At 74.9% G+C, this 22,014-nt stretch carries 16 protein-coding genes and 1 pseudogene; 11 read left to right on the top strand and 6 right to left on the bottom strand.

Annotated elements, in window-relative coordinates; translation table 11 throughout:
* Positions 1 to 21 precede the first annotated feature (21 nt).
* From HUT19_RS34840 to HUT19_RS43520, 3 genes are all read left to right on the top strand, one after another.
* Positions 22 to 7,398, top strand: a complete 7,377-nt coding sequence (locus tag HUT19_RS34840) for an SDR family NAD(P)-dependent oxidoreductase (RefSeq protein WP_176184344.1) — start codon at positions 22 to 24, stop codon at positions 7,396 to 7,398.
* A 118-nt stretch (positions 7,399 to 7,516) separates the two neighbouring features.
* Positions 7,517 to 8,668, top strand: a complete 1,152-nt coding sequence (locus HUT19_RS34835; RefSeq protein WP_176184342.1) for an NAD-dependent epimerase/dehydratase family protein — start codon at positions 7,517 to 7,519, stop codon at positions 8,666 to 8,668.
* Complete coding sequence (locus tag HUT19_RS43520; RefSeq protein WP_254885941.1) at positions 8,665 to 9,465, top strand: thioesterase II family protein; 801 nt, start codon at positions 8,665 to 8,667, stop codon at positions 9,463 to 9,465. Before HUT19_RS34835 ends, HUT19_RS43520 begins: the two co-directional genes overlap by 4 nt.
* A 125-nt stretch (positions 9,466 to 9,590) precedes the next feature.
* On the opposite strand, the pseudogene HUT19_RS43515 reads toward HUT19_RS43520, so the two are convergent.
* The 3 genes and pseudogenes from HUT19_RS43515 to HUT19_RS34820 form a co-directional block, all read right to left on the bottom strand.
* A pseudogene (locus tag HUT19_RS43515) lies at positions 9,591 to 10,109 on the bottom strand (4'-phosphopantetheinyl transferase superfamily protein); the annotation flags it as partial.
* Between the two features lie 15 nt (positions 10,110 to 10,124).
* Positions 10,125 to 11,612, bottom strand: a complete 1,488-nt coding sequence (locus HUT19_RS34825; RefSeq protein ID WP_176184338.1) for a class I adenylate-forming enzyme family protein — start codon at positions 11,610 to 11,612, stop codon at positions 10,125 to 10,127.
* Positions 11,612 to 11,860 carry an acyl carrier protein gene (locus HUT19_RS34820; RefSeq protein ID WP_176184336.1) on the bottom strand — a complete coding sequence of 83 codons (249 nt, stop codon included), beginning with the start codon at positions 11,858 to 11,860 and terminating at the stop codon, positions 11,612 to 11,614. Before HUT19_RS34820 ends, HUT19_RS34825 begins: the two co-directional genes overlap by 1 nt.
* A 201-nt stretch (positions 11,861 to 12,061) precedes the next feature.
* On the opposite strand from HUT19_RS34820, the gene paaA reads away from it, so the two are divergent.
* The 8 genes from paaA to kynU all read left to right on the top strand — a co-directional run bounded on the left by paaA (position 12,062) and on the right by kynU (position 18,731).
* Positions 12,062 to 13,051, top strand: coding sequence for a 1,2-phenylacetyl-CoA epoxidase subunit PaaA (gene paaA / locus HUT19_RS34815; protein ID WP_176184334.1), 990 nt, complete (start codon positions 12,062 to 12,064; stop codon positions 13,049 to 13,051).
* A complete protein-coding gene (paaB, locus tag HUT19_RS34810) occupies positions 13,048 to 13,350 on the top strand; it encodes a 1,2-phenylacetyl-CoA epoxidase subunit PaaB (protein WP_176184332.1) in 303 nt (100 codons plus the stop codon). Before paaA ends, paaB begins: the two co-directional genes overlap by 4 nt.
* A complete protein-coding gene (paaC, locus tag HUT19_RS34805) occupies positions 13,340 to 14,116 on the top strand; it encodes a 1,2-phenylacetyl-CoA epoxidase subunit PaaC (protein ID WP_176184330.1) in 777 nt (258 codons plus the stop codon). Before paaB ends, paaC begins: the two co-directional genes overlap by 11 nt.
* 14 nt (positions 14,117 to 14,130) lie before the next feature.
* Positions 14,131 to 14,610: a 1,2-phenylacetyl-CoA epoxidase subunit PaaD gene (gene paaD / locus HUT19_RS34800; protein WP_176187650.1), complete on the top strand. Its 480-nt coding sequence runs from the start codon at positions 14,131 to 14,133 to the stop codon at positions 14,608 to 14,610.
* Between the two features lie 6 nt (positions 14,611 to 14,616).
* Entirely contained in the window at positions 14,617 to 15,714 is a 1,098-nt protein-coding gene (locus HUT19_RS34795) for a 2Fe-2S iron-sulfur cluster-binding protein (protein WP_176184328.1), read from the top strand.
* 11 nt (positions 15,715 to 15,725) lie between these two features.
* A complete protein-coding gene (locus HUT19_RS34790) occupies positions 15,726 to 16,571 on the top strand; it encodes a tryptophan 2,3-dioxygenase (RefSeq protein WP_176184326.1) in 846 nt (281 codons plus the stop codon).
* Positions 16,564 to 17,370, top strand: coding sequence for an alpha/beta hydrolase (locus HUT19_RS34785; RefSeq protein ID WP_176184324.1), 807 nt, complete (start codon positions 16,564 to 16,566; stop codon positions 17,368 to 17,370). Before HUT19_RS34790 ends, HUT19_RS34785 begins: the two co-directional genes overlap by 8 nt.
* Before the next feature lie 128 nt (positions 17,371 to 17,498).
* A complete protein-coding gene (gene kynU / locus HUT19_RS34780; protein ID WP_176187648.1) occupies positions 17,499 to 18,731 on the top strand; it encodes a kynureninase in 1,233 nt (410 codons plus the stop codon).
* 24 nt (positions 18,732 to 18,755) lie between these two features.
* On the opposite strand, the gene helR is transcribed toward kynU, so the two are convergent.
* The 3 genes from helR to HUT19_RS34765 all read right to left on the bottom strand — a co-directional run bounded on the left by helR (position 18,756) and on the right by HUT19_RS34765 (position 22,006).
* A complete protein-coding gene (helR, locus tag HUT19_RS34775; protein WP_254885940.1) occupies positions 18,756 to 20,951 on the bottom strand; it encodes an RNA polymerase recycling motor ATPase HelR in 2,196 nt (731 codons plus the stop codon).
* Positions 20,952 to 21,121: 170 nt separating this feature from the next.
* Complete coding sequence (locus HUT19_RS34770; RefSeq protein WP_254885939.1) at positions 21,122 to 21,400, bottom strand: HIT family protein; 279 nt, start codon at positions 21,398 to 21,400, stop codon at positions 21,122 to 21,124.
* 132 nt (positions 21,401 to 21,532) lie between these two features.
* Positions 21,533 to 22,006 (bottom strand): carboxymuconolactone decarboxylase family protein, encoded by a 474-nt coding sequence (locus HUT19_RS34765; protein ID WP_176184320.1) that lies wholly within the window; start codon positions 22,004 to 22,006, stop codon positions 21,533 to 21,535.
* Positions 22,007 to 22,014: the final 8 nt, after the last annotated feature.

The raw sequence follows: 22,014 nt of genomic DNA, 5'->3' as shown, positions 1-22,014 counted from the left end.
CGCCCCGTCCAGGAGTGCCGTATGTCCGCAACCGCCGCAGACGGTCCCCCCTCCGCGACCGCTTCCGAGACCTCTTCCGCGTCCCGCTCCGCGGAGCCCGGCCGACTGGTCTTCCCCGCCTCCTCCGCCCAGGAGCAGATGTGGTTCCTCCAGCAACTCGCCCCGGACAACCCGTATTACAACGTCCCGCTGTCCCTGCGGCTGACCGGTGCGCTGGACCGGGACGCGCTCGCGGCGGCCGTCGCGGACCTGGTGGACCGGCACGAGACGCTGCGGACGGTTTTCGACGACTCCGGGGGTGACCTGTGCCAGGCCGTCCTGGACCGCGCCGACGTGCCGCTCACCGTGACCGCACTGCCCGGCGAGGGTGCCCCGGGGCACGACGAGGCCCTGCGCGCGGCACTCGACATCCTGGCCCGGCGCCCCTTCGACCTGACGGCCGAGCCGCCCGTCCGCGCGGGGCTGCTGCGGCTGGCCGAGGACGAGCACATCCTCGTGCTGTGCGTCCACCACATCGTCGTCGACGGCTGGGCGCTCGGCATCCTCGTGCGCGAACTGGGCGTCGCGTACGCGGCCCGGCGCGCGGGCCGCGCCCCCGAACTGCCCGAGCTGTCCATCCAGTACGCCGACTGGTCCGAGTGGCGGCGCGAGCAGCAGGACACCGAGGACGCGCGGGCCGGGCTCGCCTACTGGCGGGACCGCCTCTCGGGCGAGCTGCCGGTCCTGGAGCTGCCCGCCGACCGCCCGCGTCCGGCCCGGCGGTCGTACGCGGGCGCGCAGTTGGAGCTCCGGCTTCCCGCACCGCTCACCTCGGCGCTGCGCGCGTTCTGCCGGGAGCGCGGCGTGACGCTCTACACCGCCCTCCTGGCCGGGTACGCCGCGTTCCTGTCCCGGCACACCGGCGGCGAGGACATCATCGTGGGCACCCCGTTCGCCAACCGGGACGAGCCGCAGGTGCAGCCGATCGTCGGCTACTTCGCGAATGTGCTGCCCATGCGGCTGTCGCTGCACGGTGCCCCGTCGTTCACCGAACTCCTCGCCCGGGCCGGGGAAACCGTGCGGGGCGCCCGCGCGCACGACCGGACGCGGCTGGAGCAGATCGTCGCGGAGGTCGCCCCGGAGCGGACGGGCGACCGCGGCACTCTCGTCCAGGCGGTCCTCGCGCTCCAGGACTTCGCCCTCCCCGAGCCGGAACTGGCCGGGCTGAAGGCCGCGCACTTCCTCGTCGACGCCCAGTCCACCCGGCACGACCTGGAGTTCCACGTCCAGGAAGGCGGCGAGGAACTGCGGGTCCTGGTCGTCTACGGCACGGATCTGTTCGACGAGCCGACCGTGCGGCGGCTGGCCCGGCGCTGGGTGCGGCTGCTCCAGGCGGCGGTGGCGGCCCCGCTGACGCCGGTGACCGACCTGGACCTGCTCACGGAGGAGGAACACGCCGCCCTGGCAGAGGATTTCGCGCGCCTGGCCCGCCCGGCGGAGGCCGCGCACGGGGCAGAGCCCGGCCCACCGCCGGGAGGCTTCGCCTGGCCGACCGCCGGGCGCCCCGATGACGTGGCCGTCGCCGACGGCGCGGACGAGCTGACCTGGCGGGAGCTGGACGCCAGGGCCGCGCGGCTGACGGCGCGGCTCGCGGCCGCGGGTACGGGCCCGGGCAGCCGGCTGGCCATAGCGGCCGGAGCGGACGCGTGCGGCGTGACGGCGCTGCTCGCCGCCCTGGGCACCGGGGCCGCGGTGGTCGGTCTCGACCCGGCCGACCCGCCGGAGCGCAACCGGAACCTCGTCCGCCGCGGCGGGGCGCACGCCGTGCTCACCGACGCCGACGCCGAGGGCGCGTGGGGTGTGCCCCGCGTCCCGCTCGGGGACCCGGAACCGGAAGCGGGGGACGTTCCCCCCGCGCGCGGAGGCGACGGCGGCCCGGTGCTGCTGGAGTGGTCGGACCACGGCCTCCTGGGCGTCGGCTCCTCCGCTCTCACCGCGCAGACCGCCCTGCTGGCCGACGCCGCGCGACTGGGCCCGGACGACCGGGTAGCCGTAACCGCACCGCCCGGCTCCCCGGCCTTCGTACGAGCCGTGCTGGCCACCCTCGCCTCCGGCGCTCGCCTGCTCCTCGGCGACCGGGATGGCCGGGATGACCACAACGGCCGGAACGACCACAACGGCCGGAACGACCGGGCGGCCTCACCCACCGTGGTATTCGCCACCGACAGGCCGCCGTCCGTACCCGGCGCGCGGACGGTGCTGCTCGGTCCGCCCGCACCGGGCCCGCCGACCGCGGCCGACCGGGTCGCGCTGGCGCCGGGCGTCGGCCCGTACGCCCTGGCGCCCGAAGGGCGGGCCGACTTCGGCCCGTTGCTTGCCGTGTGCGTGCTGGACGGGGAGGGGCCGCATGCCCCGTGGGGGGTGCCGGGCGGCGTCTGGGCGGCCCCGGGTGGCGGCACCGTCGCCGGACTGCCCGAGCGCAAGGATCCGTTCGGCGCGGGGCTGCTCCTCCAGCCCGTGGGCCACACCGGCCGGATCGTCCCCGGCGGACGCCTGACAGCGGACAGCGGTGGCGCGGAGGGCGCCGTGCTGGGTGGGCAGTGGGTGGACCCGGCGTGCGTCGAGCGGGCGCTGCTGGCGCTCGACGCGGTCCGCGACTGCCGGGTGGCGTTCCGCCGACGGCTCGACGGCGCCCTGGAGGCGGTCGCGTTCGTGGTGCCGTCCGCCGCCGTGGACCGGGAGCGTCTCACCGCCGCCGCGCGCACCGCGCTGCCGGCCGGCGCCCCGCCCGCGCGGGTGGTGGCCGTCTCCGTCCTGCCGCGCACCGCCGACGGGGGCGTCGACGTGGCGGCCCTGGACCGGCTCCCGGTGGTGGACGAGGAGCTCGCCGCCGCCTGGGAGCGGCACCTCGCGGCCGAGGCGGGCGGCGGCCGCGCCGTCGTCGTGGTCACCGACGATCCGCCACCGCCGCCCGAACGGCTGCACCTGGGCACAGGCGCACCCGGCCACGGCACGGGACCGGCCGGTGGGTCCCGGGAATCCGCACGGGCCCCGGAACCCGCGGCGGCCGGGGCCCCGCCGTCCGTTCTCACGGGCGGCGAGCTGCGCCCGCTGCCCGTGGCGGACCTGGCGGCCGCGCTGGCCCGTACCGCGGCCGGGAACGGCGGTATGACGCATCTGCGGGCCGACGGCCCGCGGGAGGAGGAGCAGTCGTACGCCGCGCTCGCCGAGGACGCCTCCCGGGTGCTGGGCGGTCTGCGGCGGCTGGGCGCGCGGCCGGGCGACCGGGTGCTGCTCCAACTGCCGGACACCCGGGACTATGTGACCGGTTTCTGGGCCTGTGTCATCGGCGGGTTCGCCGCCGTGCCGCTGGCGGCCCCGCCCGGCGGCTACGGCGTGGACAGCGCCCAGACGGCGCGGCTGGCCGACGCCTGGGAGGCCCTCGGCGAGCCGTGGATCCTCGCGCCGTCCACGGCCCGTGACGGCGTCACGGGGCTGCTGGCCCGGCACGGGCCCGGTACGCCCCGCGTGGCCTGTGTCGACGAGCTGCTGACGGGTGATCGGGACCGGGACTGGTACCGGCCCTCGCCCGACGACCTCGTCCTGCTGCTGCTCACCTCCGGCAGCACCGGACGCCCCAAGGCCGTCGAGCAGCGGCACCGCAACATCCTCACCCAGGTCGCCGCCGCCCATCAGCGGCACGGCATCGGCCCGGCCGACCGGTCGTTCAACTGGATGCCGCTCGACCACGTCGGCGGTGTCCTCATGACCCATGTGCGCGACCTGGTGGCGGGCTCCTCGCAGGTGATCGCGCCCACCTCCTGGGTGCTGGAGGACCCGCTGCGCTGGCTGGACGCCATCGACCGGTACCGCGCCACCACCACCTGGGCGCCCAACTTCGCCTACGGGCTGGTGGGCGAGCGGCTCGCCGAGGAACCCGGTCGCGGCTGGGACCTCTCCTGTCTGCGGCTCGCGCTCAACGGCGGCGAGGCGGTGATCGCCCGGGTGGTGCGCCGCTTCCTGGCCGCGCTCGCGCCGTACGGGCTCTCCGGCACGGCCGTGCACCCGGCCTGGGGCATGTCGGAGACCTGCTCCGTCGAGGCCGACACCGTGCTGACGCTGGAGAACAGCACGGACGACGACGAGTTCGTGAGCTGTGGCCGCCCGTTCCCCGGGTTCTCCGTGCGTGTGGCGGGCGAGGACGGACTGCCGGTGCCGGAGGGCTCCGTCGGCCGGCTCCAGGTGCACGGTGCCGCCGTGACCGACGGCTACCACCGGGCGCCGGCGAGGAACGCCGAGTCCTTCACGGCGGACGGCTGGTTCGACACCGGCGATCTGGCGTTCCTGCGCGACGGGGAGCTGTATCTCGCGGGACGGGCCAAGGACACGATCATCGTCAACGGCGTCAATCTCCAGTCCCACGACATCGAGGCCCTGGCCGAGGACGTCCCCGGCGTGGAGCGCTCCTTCACCGCCGCCGTCGCGGCCCGCACGCCGGGGGACACCACCGACCGGCTCGCCCTCTTCTGCTGTCCGCAGCCCGGCGCCGACGAACAGCGGCTGGCCGTCGAGATCACCGGCCGGGTCACCCGTGAGACGGGGGTGTCCCCCTCATTCCTGGTGTTCACCGAGACCGCCGCCATTCCCAAGACGGAGATCGGCAAGATCCAGCGAGCCGCGCTGCGACAGCGCCTGGAGGCGGGCGAGTTCGACGAGGCGCTGCGCCGGACCGATCTGCTGCTGGGCAACGAGCGGACGCTTCTCAACCGGTTCCACCGGCCCGTCTGGCGGCGCGCCGAGGCACCCCGCACCCCGGCCGCCGCCGGTGAACGGGCCCATACGGTGGTGCTGGCCGACCCCGGCGGGGCGGTGGCGGACGCCCTCTCCGCGCTGGTGCGGGCGGCGGGCGGCCGGTGCACCGTCCTCGGTCCGGGTGCGGCGGGGGACGAGGCGCTCGACCGGGCCGACCGCGTGCTGGATCTGCGGCTGCTCGGCGCACCCGCTCGGGGGCCGGAGCCGCTCGCCGCGCTGACCGACCTGTTGCGCGCGCGGGCCGCCGTGCGGGAGGCGAGCGGACGGGCGCTGGTCCTGGACGTCGTGGCCACCTCGAGCCGGGCGGGGCTCGCCGGGCCGGGCCCCGTCGTGCCGGGGCGGGCCGCGGCCGTTCCCGTGCTCAAGAGCGCCGTGCAGGAGTGGCCGTGGCTGACCGGCCGGTGGATCGACGTGGACACCGCCGACGGGCCCGAGAGGCTCGCGGGCCTGCTGTGGGCGGAGAGCCGGTCTCCCGTCACCGACCCGGACATCGCCTACCGGGACGGCGTCCGGTACGTACAGCGGCTGGAACGGCTGCCGGCTCCCGCGAACGCCTCGCCGCTGCGCGAGGGCGGGCACTATCTGCTCACCGGCGGGCTCGGCGGGCTCGGCGTGGACACCGCCCGCCACCTGCTCACCGCGTACGGCGCCGCCGTGACCCTGGTCGGGCGCGGCGACCCCGGCCGGGATCCGGGCCGGGCGGCCGCGCTGGAGGAACTGCGGCCGCTGGGCGACGTACGGTACGCCGTCGCCGACGTGACCGACCGCGAGGAGGTCCACCGGGTGCTGCGGGAGGCGGCCGGGTGTCACGACGGGGCGCTGGACGGGGTGTTCCACCTCGCCGGTGTGCTCGAGGAACGCCCGCTGGACGAGGCGGACACGGACCACTGGGAACGTGTCCTGGCCGCGAAGACCACCGGCACGGAACACCTCCTGGAGGCGCTCGGCGACCGGCCCGGCGCGCTGTTCGTCGCCTACTCCTCCGTCAACGGCCACTTCGGCGGCGCCGGTGCGGCCGCCTACGCGGCGGCCAACGCCCACCTGGACGCGCTCGTCGCCGGGCGGCGGGACGCCGGGATGCCGGCGGTGAGCCTGGCGTGGAGCATGTGGGACGAGCGCGGCATGAGCCGCGGTTACGCCCTCAAACCACTGACCCGGGCCCGCGGTTATCTGCCGCTCGGCCCCCGGGAGTCCGTCCGTTCCCTGGACGTCGCCCTCCGGCACGACGAGCCGCACCTGCTGATCGGCCTGGACGGCGGCGCCCCCTGGGTGGGCAGTCACCTCACGGGTCCCGCGCACCCGCTGCACCGGCTGACGGCCCACCTGGTGCCCGCGCCCGGGGCCGCGCGGCAGGGGGCGGACCGGCCGGGCCCGGCGGATGTCTTCGGCACGCCCGCCTCCTGCGTCCGGGTGCGCCACGAGACCTGGCCGCTCGCCGCGGACGGCGAGGTGGACCGCGACCGGCTCCGCCGGGCCGGGGCCGCCGGGGTCGCGGCCCCGGGCGGCGCGGCACCCGACGGGGAGCCCCCGAGCGGCGGGACCGAACGGGCGCTGGCCGAGCTGTGGTGCTCCGTGCTCGACGTCGACCGGGTCGGCCGCCGCGACAACTTCTTCGACCTGGGCGGGCGTTCGCTGCTGGCGACCCGCCTGGTCAGCCGGATCCGTACGGAGCTCGGGCGTCCGGTCGGCGTCGCCGCGCTCTTCGAACACCCCACGGTGGCGGAGCTCGCGGCGCATCTGGAGGGACCGTCGGCGGGCGCGTCCCCGTTCGCCCCGCATCTGGCGCTGCGGACCGGGGGCAGCGCCACTCCCCTGTTCTGCTTCCACCCCGGCGGAGGCATCTGCTGGCCCTTCGCCCCGCTGCTCACCCACCTCGACGCCGATGTTCCGGTCCACGGTGTGCAGTCTCCTGGCCTCACGGACCCGGCCGCGCTGCCGGGCTCCGTCGAGGAGATGGCCGACGACTACACGCGGCGGATCCATGAGCTGCGCCCGTCGGGCCCGTACGCGCTGCTCGGCTGGTCGCTCGGCGGGTTTGTCGCCCACGCCGTGGCCGAACGGCTCCAGCGGGCGGGAGAACGCGTCGAACTCCTCGCCGTCCTCGACAGCTTCCCGCTGCGGCGGGAGGACCTCGGGTCGCTGCCCGCCCCCGAGGAACTGGAGGGCATCCTGCTGGGTCTGCTGCTGGACGGCGCGGGGGTGCCGCCCGCCGCCGGCGCGGCCCCGCCGGACCGGGCCGCCGCCGTGGCCGCGCTGCGGGGCAGCGGCAGCGCCCTCGCCGGCATCGACGAGGCCCAGCTCGGCCGCATGGTGGACGTCATGCGGCACAACACCGGGCTGGTCGCCGGGCACACGCCCGGCACGGTCGACGGCGACCTGCTGGTCTTCACCGCGCGCCGCAGCCACGCCGCGGACGCGCCGCCGCCCGCCGAGCGCTGGCGGCCGCATATGACCGGCGAGGTGACCGACCACGTTCTGGACTGTCTCCACCAGGAGATCCTGCGCCCCGCGCAGCTTCCGATCATCGCCGCGCCCCTCAACGCCCGGCTCGCCCCGGGTGCCCCGGGCGACGGCTCACCCACCACCAGGGAAGGACGATTCTCGTGACCCCCAGCCCCTTGGACCGGACAGCCGCGACGGATACCGATGTCCGGGTCCTGGTCAACGACCGCGGCCGGTGCCGTCTCCGACCGGCCACGGCCGCCAACTGGCGGGGGGAGGCGGCATGAGGCTTCTGGTCCTGGGTGGAACCGCGTTCCTCGGCCGCGCCTTCGCCACCGAGGCGCTCGCGGCGGGGCACACCGTCACCACCTTCAACCGGGGCCGCACCGGGCCGGACGTGCCCGGCGTCGAGACCGTGCGCGGCGACCGCACGTCGGCCGCCGACCTGTCCGCGCTGGTGGCGGGCGGGCGCTGGGACGCGGTCGTCGACACGTGCGGCTACGTCCCGCGGGTGGTGGGCGCCTCGGCGGCGGCCCTGTCCGGGCACGCGGACACGTACGTGTTCGTCTCCAGCGTCGCCGCCTACCGGCGGAACGGCCCCTTCGACCCGCTGGACGGCGACGAGAGCGCTCCCCTGCACGACTGCCCGGACGACGCGGGGCCCGACGGCGGACACTACGGGGTGCTCAAGGCGGGCTGCGAACGAGCCGTCCGGCGGCACTTCGCCGGCCGGACCCATCTGCTGCGCCCGGGAGCGGTGGTCGGCCCGCACGAGGACACCGGGATGAGCTCCTACTGGCTGCGCCGGTTCGCGGACGGCGGGCCGGTGCTGGCCCCGGGCAGCCCCCGGGCCCCGCTGCCGCTGGTCGACGCGCGTGACGTGGCGCGCTTCGGCCTGGTCCTGGCCGGGGACGCCACCGGGGGCGGCGCGTGGAACGTGGCCGGGCCGCGGGGTCTGGACTACGGTGCCTGGCTGGCCGCCTGCCGGGACGCCACCGGCGGCGCGGAACCGGTGTGGGTGCCGGACGACTTCCTGCTCGCCCAGGGGCTGCGACCGTGGCTGGACCTGCCGTTGTGGGCGCCCGGAGCCGTCCCGGAGCGCTCCGTGTGGGGATTCTCCACCGGGCGGGCCCGGGCCGCCGGGCTCGTCTGCCGCCCCGCGCACGAGACCGCCGAGGACACATGGCGCTGGCTCCGCCCGCTCGCCGCCGTGCCGCAGCGCGCGGACCAGCCCGCCCCGGCGCTGGAGCGGGACCGGGAGCTGGCGGTACTCGACGCCTGGGCGACGGCCCGCCCCGGCCGGGGACCCGCGGCCGCGAACGGTACGGCCGCGGCCGCGGGTCGATCCGGCGGGCACGAAGGTTCCGGCGGGCACGATGCAAGCGGCCCGCACGGGACCCCGGAGGCACGCCCGGAAGGAAGCCGCATCTCGTGAGCCACCTGTCCGTCATCCGTCCCCGGCCCGTGGAAGCGCCGTCACTACGGCTGTTCGTCCTCCACCACTCCGGCGCCTCCCACGTCCCGTACCGGCCCTGGGCAGCCCATCTGCCGGCGGACTGGGAGCTGTGCCTGGTCGAGGCGCCGGGCCGGGGCGGCCGCCCCGGCCCGCTCCGCGAGACGGCCGCCGAACTGGCCGCGGTGTACCTGGAGGACGTCCGGCCCTGGGCCGACCGGCCCTACGTCCTGTTCGGGCACAGCATGGGCGCCGTAGCCGCCTATGAGCTGACCCTCGCGCTGCGGGGCCGTGGGATACCGCTGCCCCGGTGGCTGGGGCTGTCGGCCGTCAGCCCGCCCGAGTACCACCCGCGCGCGGAGCCGCACTTCGACCTGCCCGAGGACGAGCTGCGCGAGGCGCTGATCGCCATGGGCGGCACCGCGCGCGAGGTGCTGGAGGACCCGGAGATGTGGGAGCTGATCGAACCGGTCCTCCGCGCGGACCTGCGCGTCGCGGAGTGCTGGGAGCCCCGGCGCGGTACGGGCCCGCTGCCGGTGCCGCTGACGGTCTTCGCCGGGGACGCGGACCCGATCGCGCCCGCGCACCTCATGCACACGTGGGCCGCGCGGAGCGTCCGTTTCTGCGGCACCCAGGTGCTGAGGGGCGGTCACTTCCACTTCCAGCCGGACCCGGCGCCGCTGGTCGGCCGGATCGTTTCGGCGGTCCGCGCGGTGACCCCGGCCGTCCAGGCGAACACGCCCCGTCCCGCCGGGAACAGGCCGATCCGCAGCGCCTGACCGGGCCCCTCCCGCCGTTCCTGCCGGTGCGGTTGCCGGTGCCGGTGCTGGGCGAGGAAACCGCCCGGCACCGGCGTGGCGGTGATGCCCAGCAGCGTCGTGGGAGCCCGGCCGGCGGGCAGCAGAACGCCGTACGCCTTGAACGCCGCCTCCTTGGCCGAGAAGAGCGCGAGGAGGCGGGCCTCGGCCGCCGCCGTACCGCCGGCGGCGCGCACCCAGCTCTCCTCACCGGGGTGCAGCACCAGATGCGCGGCCGGGAGCGGCAGACCGCGCAGTTCCAGGTCGCAGCCGAGCGCGCGGCCGGGGAACGCGGGGGCCGCCAGGGCCACGGCCAGACCGCCGGAGTGGCTGATGGAGACGGTCGTTCCGGCGGGCGGCACGGGACGCCGGCCGGCACAGCCGATCTCTCCCGACGGCTGTCCGGCGGCGGCCAGGGCGCGGCGGGCGGCGTGGCGTCCGGCGAGGAAGTCGCGGCGGCGGGCGGGCGGCATGGTGTCCGCCCGCCGCCGTTCGTCCGGCCCGGCCGGGCGTGCCGCGGGGTCGCCGACGGCGGCGATACCGAGGGCGACCCCGTCGGCGGCGAGGGCCGGCCGCAGCGCGAGGAGCGCACGCGCGGCCCGTATCCGGTCGCTTCCCGGCGACATCGCGCTGGGCAACGGTCAGGCCCGCAGCAGCTTCTTGAGGATCTTTCCGGCGGGGTTCCTCGGCACCTGGTCGATGAACTCGACGTGGCGGGGGCGCTTGTACGGGGCGAGCTGCCCGGCGGCGTGCCGCAGCAACTCCGCGGCGCTCGTCCCCTCGTCGGCGACGACGAACGCCAGCGGCACCTCGCCGTAGTCGTCGTCCGGAATGCCGACCACGGCCGCGTCGCGCACGGCCGGGTGCGCGCGCAGGGCCCGCTCGACCTCCGTGGGGTAGACGTTCAGCCCGGCGCGGATGATGAGGTCCTTGCTGCGGTCGACGAGGTGGACGCGGCCTTCCGCGTCGAGGAAGCCGAGGTCGCCGGTGCGGGTCCAGCCGTTCACGGTGATCTCGGCGGTCGCCCGCTCGTCGCGCCAGTAGCCGCGCATGACGCCGGGTCCGCGCACGCAGATCTCCCCGATGGCGCCCCGCTCGACCTCGCGGCCCTCCGCGTCGAGGACGCGCACGGACATGCCCGGGATGACCCGGCCGCTGGGGAGGCGCTCGGTCACGGCGTCCGGGGCGGGGTGCTCCTCGGGGCCGAGGGTGACGAACGGGCCGCCGACCTCCGTCATGCCGTAGACCTGCCGGAAGCCGCAGCCCAGCCGGGCGGCGGCGGTCGCGTAGAGGTCGACGGGCATGGGCGCCGCGCCGTAGAGCACCTCGCGCAGCGAGGACAGGTCGGTGGTCTCGGCGGCCTTGGCCTGGAGCAGGAAGCGCAGCATCTGCGGAACGAGCCAGACGTGTGTGGCGCGGTGCCGCTCGAACGCGGCCAGGGCCTTCTGCGGTGTGAAGCCCGGCAGCAGGACGACGGTGGCGCCGGCCGCCAGGTAGGTGAGCGACACCACCATGCTGCCGTGGTAGAGGGGGCAGCAGTTGAGCAGCACCATGTCGTCGGCGGGCCGCGCCGCCGCGAGCCAGCCGAGGGCGATGGCCCGGAAGGAGGCGTGGTCGACGGTGACGCCCTTGGCCCGGCCGGTGGTGGCGGAGGTGTGCAGGATCGCCACCGGCGCGCTGTCGGCGACATCCGGCAGCTCCGCGTCCGGCCCCTCACCCCCTTCGGTTCCCTCGGCGAGCACGGCGAACTCCTCGCCGTCCAGGGCGATCCGCAGGCGGGCCGGCAGGTCCGGGTGGCGGGCGAGCAGTTCGGTCTCGCCGACGACCGCGGCCGGTTCGGTGCGCTCGGCGATACCCGTCACCTCGTCGGGCGTCAGACTGTGGTTGAGCGGAACGAACAGCGCGCCGAGCCGGGCGAGCGCGAAGTAGGTCTCCAGGACCTCGACCCGGTCCAGCGAGAGCACCGCCACGCGGTCACCGGGCCGGACGCCCCGCGCGGCGAATCCGCGTGCGAGCCGCGCCGTCCGGTCGTGGAGTCCGGCCCAGGTGACCGAGCGGCGCTCGTCGGCGAGAGCCGTGCGGTCCGGGAAGCACTGGCGGTTGCGCTCCAACAGCTGGGTCAGCCACATCAGGCGCCGCCGGGCTGCGCGGCGCCGGTGCGCCCGGCCACGAACCGCTCGTAGTCGGCGAGCGTGGTCAGGCCCTCCATGTCCTCGGCGGTGACCTCCACGCCGGTGCGCTGCTCGATGAGCAGCACCAGGCGCACCAGGTCGCCGGAGTCGATGCCGCTGGCGCTGAGGTCGGCGTCGTCCTCGACGCCCTCGGCGAACTCCGGCGTACCGGTGAGTTCGACGAGCATCTCCCGTACGGTGCCCATGCGTTGTCCTCCCCTGTGTCGTCTGTCGACGGCAGTTGACGGCACCAGGGAGAGAGGCCCCGGCGACGCGGCACAATCCCTCGCCCGGACAGGTTCCCCACGTGTTCTTCGTCACGGGATAGCCGGCGCGGAGCGCGCACTCCTTATGTCACGAAGCGGCCGCAAGGCACGAGGCACCGCCGTGACCGAGGGAGTGAGACAGTGCGGGAGACGCGTGAAGAGCGTCCCGAGGAGCGGTTCGAGGCGCTGCTGGCCGCCGGCGAGCAGATCGAGCCGGGCGACCGGATGCCCGACGGGTACCGGCGGATGGTGCTGCGGCAGATCGCCCAGCACGCCCATTCGGAGATCATCGGTATGCAGCCGGAGGGCGCCTGGCTGACCCGCGCGCCCTCGCTGCACCGCAAGGCGAGCCTGCTGGCGAAGGTGCAGGACGAGGCCGGGCACGGGCTCTATCTCTACGCGGCCGCGGAGACGCTCGGCGTGGACCGGGCGGAGCTGCTGGACGCGCTGCACCGGGGCCACCAGAGGTACGCGGCCACGTTCAACCACCCGGCGCTGACATGGGCCGACACCGGCGCGATCGCCTGGCTGACGGACGGCGCGGCCGTGGTCAACCAGGTGCCGCTCTGCCAGACCTCGTACGGGCCGTACGCGCGGGCCATGCGGCGGGTCTGCCAGGAGGAGGCCTTCCACGTCCGGCAGGGCTACGACGTGCTGTGGTCGCTGTGCCGGGGCACGCCGGAGCAGAAGCGGATGGCGCAGGACGCGGTGGACCGGTGGTGGCTGCCGGCGGTGGCCCTGATGTTCGGGCCGCCGGACACGGTGGCGGGCGGCGCCGACGCGCGGACGGCGGCCATGGGCGCGGCGGTCACCCGGCGGTCGATGGCCTGGGGCGTCAAACGGCACACCAACGACGAGCTGCGGCAGCGGTTCGTCGACAACTGTGTGCCGCAGGCCGAGCGGCTGGGTCTCGCCCTGCCCGACCCGGCGATCCGCTGGAACGGGGAACGCGGGCACTACGACTTCACCCCGGTGGACTGGCAGCGATTCCGCGATGTGCTCGGTGACGGTTCGGCGTGCGCCCGGCAGCGGCTGGCCCGCCGGGTGGCGGCGCACGAGGACGGCGCCTGGGTGCGCGAGGCGGTCGACGCGTACGCGGCCCGGTGGGCGGAGCACGGGGAGGCGACGTGAGCGAGGAGACCGTACGGAAGCGGGTCCCGTGGGAGGTGTTCGTCCGGCCCCGCCGGGGGCTGGCACACCAGCACGTGGGGTCGGTGCACGGCGCCGACGCCGACATGGCGCTCGCCAACGCCCGGGACCTGTACACCCGTCGGGGCGAGCCGGTCTCCCTGTGGGTGGTGCGCTCCGACCATGTCCGGGCCTCCGCGCCGGAGGAGAAGGGCCCGCTGTTCGCCAACGCCGAGCACAAGCCGTTCCGGCACCCGGAGCACTACGTCCCGCTGAACGAGACGGACGGCCATGACGGTTGACGAGACCGGCCGGGAACGGCGCGAGACCGCCGCGTACGCGCTGCGGCTCGGCGACGACGCGCTGGTCCTCTGCCAGCGGCTGTGCGCCTGGATCACCGGCGCGCCGACGATCGAGGAGGACCTGGCCCTGTCCAATATCGCCCTGGACCTGCTCGGACACGCCCGTAACCTGCTGTCCCTCGCCGGGCGGCTGGACGGCACCGACCGTACCGACGACGACCTGGCGTACGGCCGGACCGAACGCGAGTTCCGCAACGTGCTGTTGGTGGAGCTGCCCAACGGGGACTTCGCCGTGACCATCGCCCGGCAGCTGGCGTACTCGGTCTACTGCCGACTGCTGTGGACGGAGCTGGAGCGCTCGGCCGATCCCGGGCTGGCGGCGTTCGCCGTGCGGGCGGCCAAGGAGGTGGAGTACCACCGGATGCACGCCGCGCGATGGACGGTCCGGCTGGGCCGGGGCACCGAGGAGAGCCGGCGGCGGATGCGGGCGGGCCTGGCGCACGTATGGCCGTACGCGGCCGAGCTGTTCGAGACCGACGAGCTGGCCCGGCGGCTCGACGCCACCGGTGCGGGGGTGGATCCAGCGCGGCTGAGGGAGCCGTGGCAGCGGGAGACGGCCGCCGTGCTGGCGGAAGCCGGTCTGGAGGTGCCGCCGGAACCGTGGGCGGCGACCGGCGGCCGCTCGGGGCTGCACACGGAGGCGTTCGGCCCGCTGCTGGCGGAGTTCCAGTCGGTGCGCCGCCAGTACCCGGGAGGCACCTGGTGAGCGCCGCACCGCCGATGGCCACCGGGGAGATACGGGCCCGGGTGGGGGCCGTACCGGATCCGGAGCTGCCGATGGTCACCCTGGCCGATCTGGGCGTGCTCCGCGCCGTGGCACCGGCGCCGGACGGGGTGCTGGAGGTCGTCCTCACCCCCACGTTCCTGGGCTGCCCGGCCATGCCCGCGATCGAGGCCGCTGTCCGGGACGTACTGGCCGCGTGCGGCCACCCGGAGGGACGGGTGCGGCAGGCGCTCGCGCCCGCCTGGACGTCCGACTGGGTCAGCGCCGAGGGCCGCCGGAAGCTCGCCGAGCACGGTATCGCCCCGCCGGGTCCCGCCGCGGGCCCGCTGCCGGTGCGGCTCGGTTTCGGCGTGCCCTGCCCGCACTGCGGCTCGGCCGCGACCCGCCCGCAGAGCCCGTTCGGCGCGACCCGCTGCCAGGCGGTGCTGGTGTGCACGGCCTGCCGCGAGACCTTCGCGCAGCTGAAAGCGATGTGAGGCGCCGTGACGGACGTGACGCGCCGGGCCACGGGCTGGCACCGGCTCCGGGTGCGCTCGGTGGAGCCGCTGACGGACGACGCCGTGGCGGTGTCCCTGGAGGTGCCGGAGGCGCTCGCGGGCGTCTTCGCCCACCGGCCCGGCCAGCATGTGACCGTCCGGCACGTCCTGGACGGGCGGGAGCTGCGCCGCAGCTACTCGGTCTGCCCGCCGCCCCCGCCCGGCGCATGCGGCGGGCTGCGGCTGGTGGTCAAACGGCTGGGCGCGGGCGGGTTCGCCGAGTACGCCACAGGTGACCTGGCCGCCGGGGACCACCTGGAACTCGCCCCGCCCACCGGTGACTTCCGGCTGGTCGCGCGTCCCGGAGCGCACCATGTGCTGATCGCCGCCGGCAGCGGCATCACTCCGCTGCTGAGCATGGCGCAGGCGGCGCTGCGCGACGACCGGGCGTGCCGGGTGTCGCTCGTCTACGCCAACCGCACCGCGCGGTCGGTGCTGCTCGCGGACGAGCTGGCCGACCTGAAGGACGCCCACCCGGGACGGTTCTTCGTGCTGCACGTGCTCTCCCGGGAGACACGGGAGAGCGATCTGCTGTCCGGGCGCGTCGACGCCGGCCGGCTGCCGGGACTGCTGGCGCTGCTGGGCGCCGAGCCCGGCGACGACGCGTACTTCTATCTGTGCGGCCCGTGGGGCCTGGTGGCGGAGGCGCGCGCGGCGCTCACCGCGTGGGGCGCCGGTCCGGAGCGAGTGCGCTTCGAACTGTTCTCCGCCGGAACGGCCCTCCGGGAGGGGCCGGACGATCCCGCGCCCGCGTCCGGGGGGACCGCCGGACGGATCACCGCACGGCTCGGCGGCCGCACCACCGTGACCACCATGGAGCCCGCTGACCGGACGGTGCTGGACGCCCTGCTGCGGGCCCGCCCGGAGCTCCCGTACTCCTGCCGCGACGGCCTGTGCGGCTCCTGCCGCGCCAGGGTCACCGCCGGCCGCGTCACCCTCGGCCGCCAGTACGCCCTGGGCGCGGACGAATTGGCGGCCGGCTACACCCTGGCCTGCCGCGCGCGGCCGGAATCGGACGAGATCGAGTTCGACTTCGACGCCTGACAGGAGATCTCATGACCGACGAACCCACCACCGGCTCCGCGCTGGTCGAGGACGCCCCGTTCCTGGGCTTTCAGCGGGCGACGCCCTACGACGACTATGTGCACGCCTCCGTGCTGTCCTCGCTCCAGCAGCCGCTCACCCACGCCCCCGAGGAGATGGGGTTCCTCGTCACCACACAGGTGATGGAGCTGTGGTTCACGCTGATCGTCCACGAGTGGCGGGCCGCACGCCAAGCGCTGCTGAAGGACGACCTCGACGAGGCCATGGACGCGCTGGGCCGCGGCCGCGCCGCGCACCGGTCGCTCAACGCCTCGCTCCACCCGATCGCCAGGCTGACGCCGGTTCAGTTCAACGGCTTCCGCGTCGCCTTCGGGCGCGCCTCCGGGTTCCAGTCCGCGATGTTCCGGCATATGGAGTTCCTGCTCGGCGACAAGTCCCGTTCGCTGATCCAGCCGCACCGGGGGAATCCGGTGGACTACGCGGAACTCCAGGAGTCGCTGGCCCAGCCGTCGCTCTACGACGAGATACTGGGCTTTCTGCACCGGCGGGGGCTGCCCGTCCCGGAGCACGTCCTGCTGCGGGACGTGACCGAGGAGTACCGGCCCGACCCGGGGGTGGAGGAGGCCTGGCGGCGGATCTATGCCGGGCCCCGGCACGATCCGCTGGTGGCGCTGGGCGAGGCGCTCACCGACACCGCCGAGCTGGTCCTGCGCTGGCGCGCCGACCATCTGCTGGCCGTGCGCCGGGCGATGGGCAGCAAGCGGGGCAGCGGCGGTTCCTCCGGGCTGGCCTGGCTGGAGAAGCGCGCGGCCCGTCCCGTGTTCCCCGAGCTCTGGAGCGCACGCGGCCATGTCTAGGCAGGTTTCCGCGGCCCATGCCGAGGAGGAGCGCCGGGTGCTGGGTCTGAAGCCGGTGCTGGCACCCGTCCACCGCACGTACGGCACCCACCCCCACCAGGTGTACGACATGTGGCCGGGGGAGGACGCGGACGCCCCGGTGGTGGTGCTGCTCCACGGCGGCTACTGGCGGTACGACCGGATGCACCTCACCCCGTTCGCCGCGTACCTGGGGGCGAACGGACTCTCCGTCGTCCTGCCGGGCTTCCGCCGCTCCGGCGGCGCGGGAGGCTATCCGGAGACGTTCGACGACATCGCGCTGGCGCTGGACACCATTCCGGACGGGCGGCCGTACGTGCTGGCCGGGCACTGCTCCGGCGGTCATCTCGCGCTGTGGGCGGCCGCGCGCGGTCTCCTGCCCGAGGACGCGCCGTGGCACGGCACCCGACCGCCGTCGGCGGTCCTCGCGCTGGCCCCGATCACCGATCTGGCGGCCTGCGCCCGGGAGCGGCTGAGCGACGACGCGGCGCACCAACTGCTCGGCGGGGCGGACCGGCTGGCGGCGCTGCTGCCGCTGGTGGACCCGGTCACGCTGCTGCGCGACACCGGCAGCACGGGTGTGCCGACCGTGGTGCTGCACGGCGAGGTGGACGAGGAACTGCCGCACGAGCAGTTCACCGGCTACACCGCCGTGCACCGGGACGCGGAGCTCGTGACGCTGCCCGGGACGGGCCACTACACCCTCATCGAGCCGGGTTCCGGGGCGAGCCGGGCGGTCGTCGGGGAACTGGGCCGTCTCGCACGCCGGATTCGTCCGTGATTCCACCGCGCCCCGACCGGGAGGAGAGACCCGCCGTGCCCACCGCATCCACCGGCCCCCCTGTGCCCACCGGCCCCCCTGTGCCCACCGGCCCCGCCGTGTCCCCCGTCAGCGACGCGCCGGAGAGCCTGGCGGCGCGGGCGGCCGCGCTCGACGCCGCCGATCCGCTCGCCCCGCTGCGGGACCGCTTCCTGCTGCCCGAGGGCGTCGTCTACCTGGACGGCAACTCCCTCGGACCGCTGCCGGCCGCCGTGCCGACCGCGCTGGAGGACGCCGTGCACCGGCAATGGGGCACGGACCTGATCCGCTCCTGGAACGACAACGCCTGGTGGCAGGCGCCCCTGCGGGTGGGCGACGCCATCGGGCGGCTCGTCGGCGCGGCGCCGGGCCAGACCGTGGCCGGGGACTCCACCAGCATCCATCTCTTCAACGCCCTGACCGCCGCCGCCCGTTCCCGCCCGGGCCGCCCCCTGCTGGTGACCGACCCGGACCACTTCCCCAGCGACCAGTACATCGCCGCTTCCGTGGGCCGCCTGCTCGGTCTGGAGCTGCGCCGGGTCCCGGCCCGGGAGCTGCCCGGGTTCCTGGCCGCGGAGGGCGGCCGGGTGGCCGTCGCCGGGTACGCGCCCGTCGACTACCGCACGGGCGAGCTGTACGACATGGCGAGGATCACCCGAGCCCTGCGGGACGCCGGCGCGCTGACGCTGTGGGATCTGTGCCACGCCGCCGGTGCGCTGCCGGTGCGCCTCGACGCGATGGGCGCCGACTTCGCGGTGGGCTGCGGCTACAAGTTCCTCAACGGCGGCCCCGGCGCCCCCGCCTTCCTCTACGTCGCCGCCCGCCATCACGCGGCCTTCGACCATCCGCTGACCGGATGGAACGGGCACGCGGAACCCTTCGCCCTCAGCGGAGACTACGTCCCGGCGGAGGGCGTCGGCCGGGCCCGTGTCGGCACCCCGCCGATGCTCTCCCTGCTCGCCCTGGAGGCCGCGCTCACCGCGTTCGACGGTGTGGAGATGGAGCAGGTGCGCGCCAAGAGCCTGTCGCTGACGGGCTTTCTGCTCGACTGCGCCACAACCCTGCTCGACGGGCTCGGCTTCGCGCCCGTCACCCCGCGCGAACCGCGGCGGCGCGGCAGCCAGGCGGTGCTGCGCCACCCCGAGGCGTACGGGATGGTCCAGGCGCTCGCCGCGCGCGGTGTCATCGGCGACATGCGCGCGCCGGACCTGCTGCGCTTCGGCGTCAACGCGCTCTACCTCTCGCACCGCGACGTCCTCACGGCCATGAGGCATCTGCGCGACGTGGCCGGCAGCGGCGAGCACCGCGCGGACCGCTTCCGGCGACGGGCCACGGTCACCTGACCCCCACCGCCGCCCTGGCCGACGTCAGGAGCTCGTGAGGATGACGAGTTGCTGAGTCGCCCGGGTCATCGCGACGTAGCGGTCGACCGCTCCTTCGATGCCCTTGCCGAACGCCTCCGGGTCGATGAGGACGACCAGGTCGAACTCGAGCCCCTTCGACAGCTCCGGGGTCAGCGAGCGGACGCGGGGCGTCGCCCGGAACGTGGGATCGCCGATGACGCAGGCGATCCCGTCGGCATGCGCGGCGAGCCAGGTGTCGAGGATCGAGTCCAGGTCCGCAGCGGATCCGTGGACGACGGGGACGTCGCTACTGCGGACGGAGGTCGGCACATTGGCGTCCGGGAGCACGGCCCGGATGGCCGGCTCGGCTTCCGTCATGACCTCTTCCGGTGTCCGGTAGTTGATGCTCAGAGAAGCCACGTCGACCCGGTCGAGCCCGATCCGCTCCAGCCGTTCCTGCCACGACTCGGTGAACCCGTGCCGGGCCTGGGCGCGGTCCCCGACGATGGTGAAGCTCCGGGACGGGCACCGGAGCAGCAGCATCTGCCACTCCGCGTCGGTCAGTTCCTGGGCCTCGTCCACGACGATGTGCGCGAACGGACCGGCGAGCAGGTCCGGGTCGGCGCCGGGCAGTTCGGCCTCGTCGACCAGGCTGACCTGGGCGTCCTGGCCGCGCAGCATCGTCACCAGGCCCTCGCCGTCGTCACCGTCGGCACCGGAGTCGGACGCGGCCTGGATCAGGTTGTCGACGACCTGCGTCATACGCTCGCGCTGGGCGGCGAGGACGGCCTCGTGCCGGAGCTTGCGCCGGGCCGCCTCCGGGTCGCCGAGCCGCTGCCGTGCCGCGTCCAGGAGCGGCAGGTCGGACACCGTCCAGGCCTGCGGGGCTGCCTTGCGCTGTAGCGTGCGCACCTCGTCGCGGCTGAGCCAGGGAGCGCACATCCGCAGGTAGGCGGGTACCGACCACAGGTCTCCGACGAGGTCGGCCGCTTCGAGCAGCGGCCATGCGCGGCCGAGGGTGGTGGTCAGCTCCTCGTCGTGCAGCAGCGACCTCCGGAAGAGGTCGGGCGAGACGTCACCGTCGTACTTGTCCAGCAGGATCGTGACCAGTGCCGCCCAGATCTGCTCACGCGCCTCGTTGTGCGGAGTGCCCGGGTCCGGCGCCGCGAACGCCTCGGCCCAGTCGTCGGCGCTCAGCCAGATGTCGGACCAGTCGGTGGTGACCGTCATCCCCTCGGCGGGCGGCTCCTCGTAGAACCTGACGGCCGCCTCGATCGCCTGCACCATGTTCGCGGACGACTTCAGGAGGGCCACGTCCGGGTCGGCCTCGGTCGCCGCTCCGGCTCCCTCGGCGACGAGGTCCCGCAGGGTGCAGGTCCGCACGCCCTCCTCTCCGAGGCTGGGGAGGACGTCGGCGACGTAGGCCAGATAGGGCTGGTGCGGGCCGACGAACAGCACGCCGCCCCGACGGCGACCGAGGCGGGGGTCGGAGTAGAGGAGGTAGGCGGAGCGGTGCAGCGCGACGACGGTCTTGCCCGTACCCGGACCGCCGTCGACGACGAGGGCGCCGCGGGACCCCGCCCGGATGATGGCGTCCTGGTCGGCCTGGATGGTGGCGAGCACGTCTCGCATCCGGGCCGACCGGTTGCCGCCCAGGCCGGCGATGAAGGCGGACTGGTCGTCGAGCGCGGCGTGCCCGTCGAGCCCGTCGGCGGTGAACACCTCGTCCCAGTAGTCGCTGATCCGGCCGCGGGTCCAGCGATACCTGCGGCGGCTCGCCAGACCCATCGGGTTGGCGTGGGTCGCCGCGAAGAACGGCTCAGCCGCGGGGGAACGCCAGTCGAGCAGGAGTCGACGGCCCGCGCTGTCGGTGAGGCCGAGGCGTCCGATGTACACGGGCTCGGGGTCGTCCGCGCTCACCATGTGCCCGAGGCACAGGTCCAGACCGAACCGACGCAGGGCGCGCAGCCGGCCGGTCAGCCGGTGGATCTCCACGTCCCGGTCCATCGCCTGCCGGCCCATGCCGCCGGGCGTCCTGCGCTCCGCATCGAGGCGGTCGGACAGCTCGGCGATCGCCTGCTCGAGGCTCTCCGCGATGGCCGCGAAGTGCCGCTCGTCACCGGCGATCAGCGTCGGGTCGGCCTTCGGAGAGAGGTGGTCGGGCAGGTCGAACGCGCTCGGCTCGGCATCACCGCACGCCCCATCAACCGACAACAGCACACGCACTTCGTGAATCCCCCATATCCGCAGGTTCTGGCTTCGGCCAGCGATTCTGCGGCATACCCCGGGCCTTGCCGCAAGCCCCCCGGTGCGCTATAAGTTGAGAGTGGCAAGGGATGGGTGTTCTCCCTTGCCTTTTCTTTTTGTCGCCCGCTGTGGACGCGCCCTCTTCAGGAAGGCCGGCTGATGGGCGCTCGGGCTTCCGCGGCAAGGTTTGAGAGCCCGTCCCGGACGGTGGCGGCGTTCCTGTCGAGTTCAGCTCGCTCGCGCACGCGCCAGTTCGCGTCGATCCGGAAATCGTCACCGGGAAACCGGGGAAACACGTGCAGGTGTGCGTGGAAGACCTCCTGGAAGGCAGCCCCACCATCGGCCAGGAAAAGGTTGACGCCGTCACACCGCAGGTGAGAGCGACGTAGCGCACGAGCAAGCCGACGAGCCGCTGCCCACACCCGGGCACCGAGAGCGGCGCCGGGTCGGGGCCGCCGGACAGACCAGCTCACCACCCCGGGCCCCACGGAACGGGGTGCCCGGGGCTGTGCTGCTGCCGGTGCCGTACGGCACCGGCGGCCACGGCCGTACCGTCAGTCGAACTGGCCGACCCGGTAGTCGCCCGCGGGCTGCTGGGTGATGACGTTGCCGCGGTTGAAGGCGTTGATGACGGCGATTTGGGCCACCAAGGCGGCGAGCTGGTCCTCGTCGTAGTGCTTGGCGGCGTTCGCCCAGACCTCGTCACTGACACCGCCGGCCGCGTCGGCGATGCGGGTACCCTGCTCGGTCAGCTCCAGGGCGGCGCGCTCGGCCTCGGTGAACACCGTGGCCTCCCGCCAGGCCGCGACCAGGTGGAGGCGCACCGAGGTCTCACCGGCGTGGGCGGCCTCCTTGGTGTGCATGTCGATGCATCCGGCACAGCCGTTGATCTGACTGGCGCGAAGCATCACCAGTTCGCGCGTCGCGGCCGGCAGCGTCGAGTCCGCGAGGGCCTTCCCCGCAGAGATGATGTGCCTGATGGCCTTGGCCGCGACCGGGCTGGCCATGATGTTCAGCCGAGCTTCCACGGTGCACT

Origin of the sequence: Streptomyces sp. NA02950, from assembly GCF_013364155.1 — a bacterium.
Taxonomy (GTDB): domain Bacteria; phylum Actinomycetota; class Actinomycetes; order Streptomycetales; family Streptomycetaceae; genus Streptomyces.
Note: the sequence above shows the minus strand (reverse complement) of the source record. Positions and strands in the feature narration are given on the sequence as shown.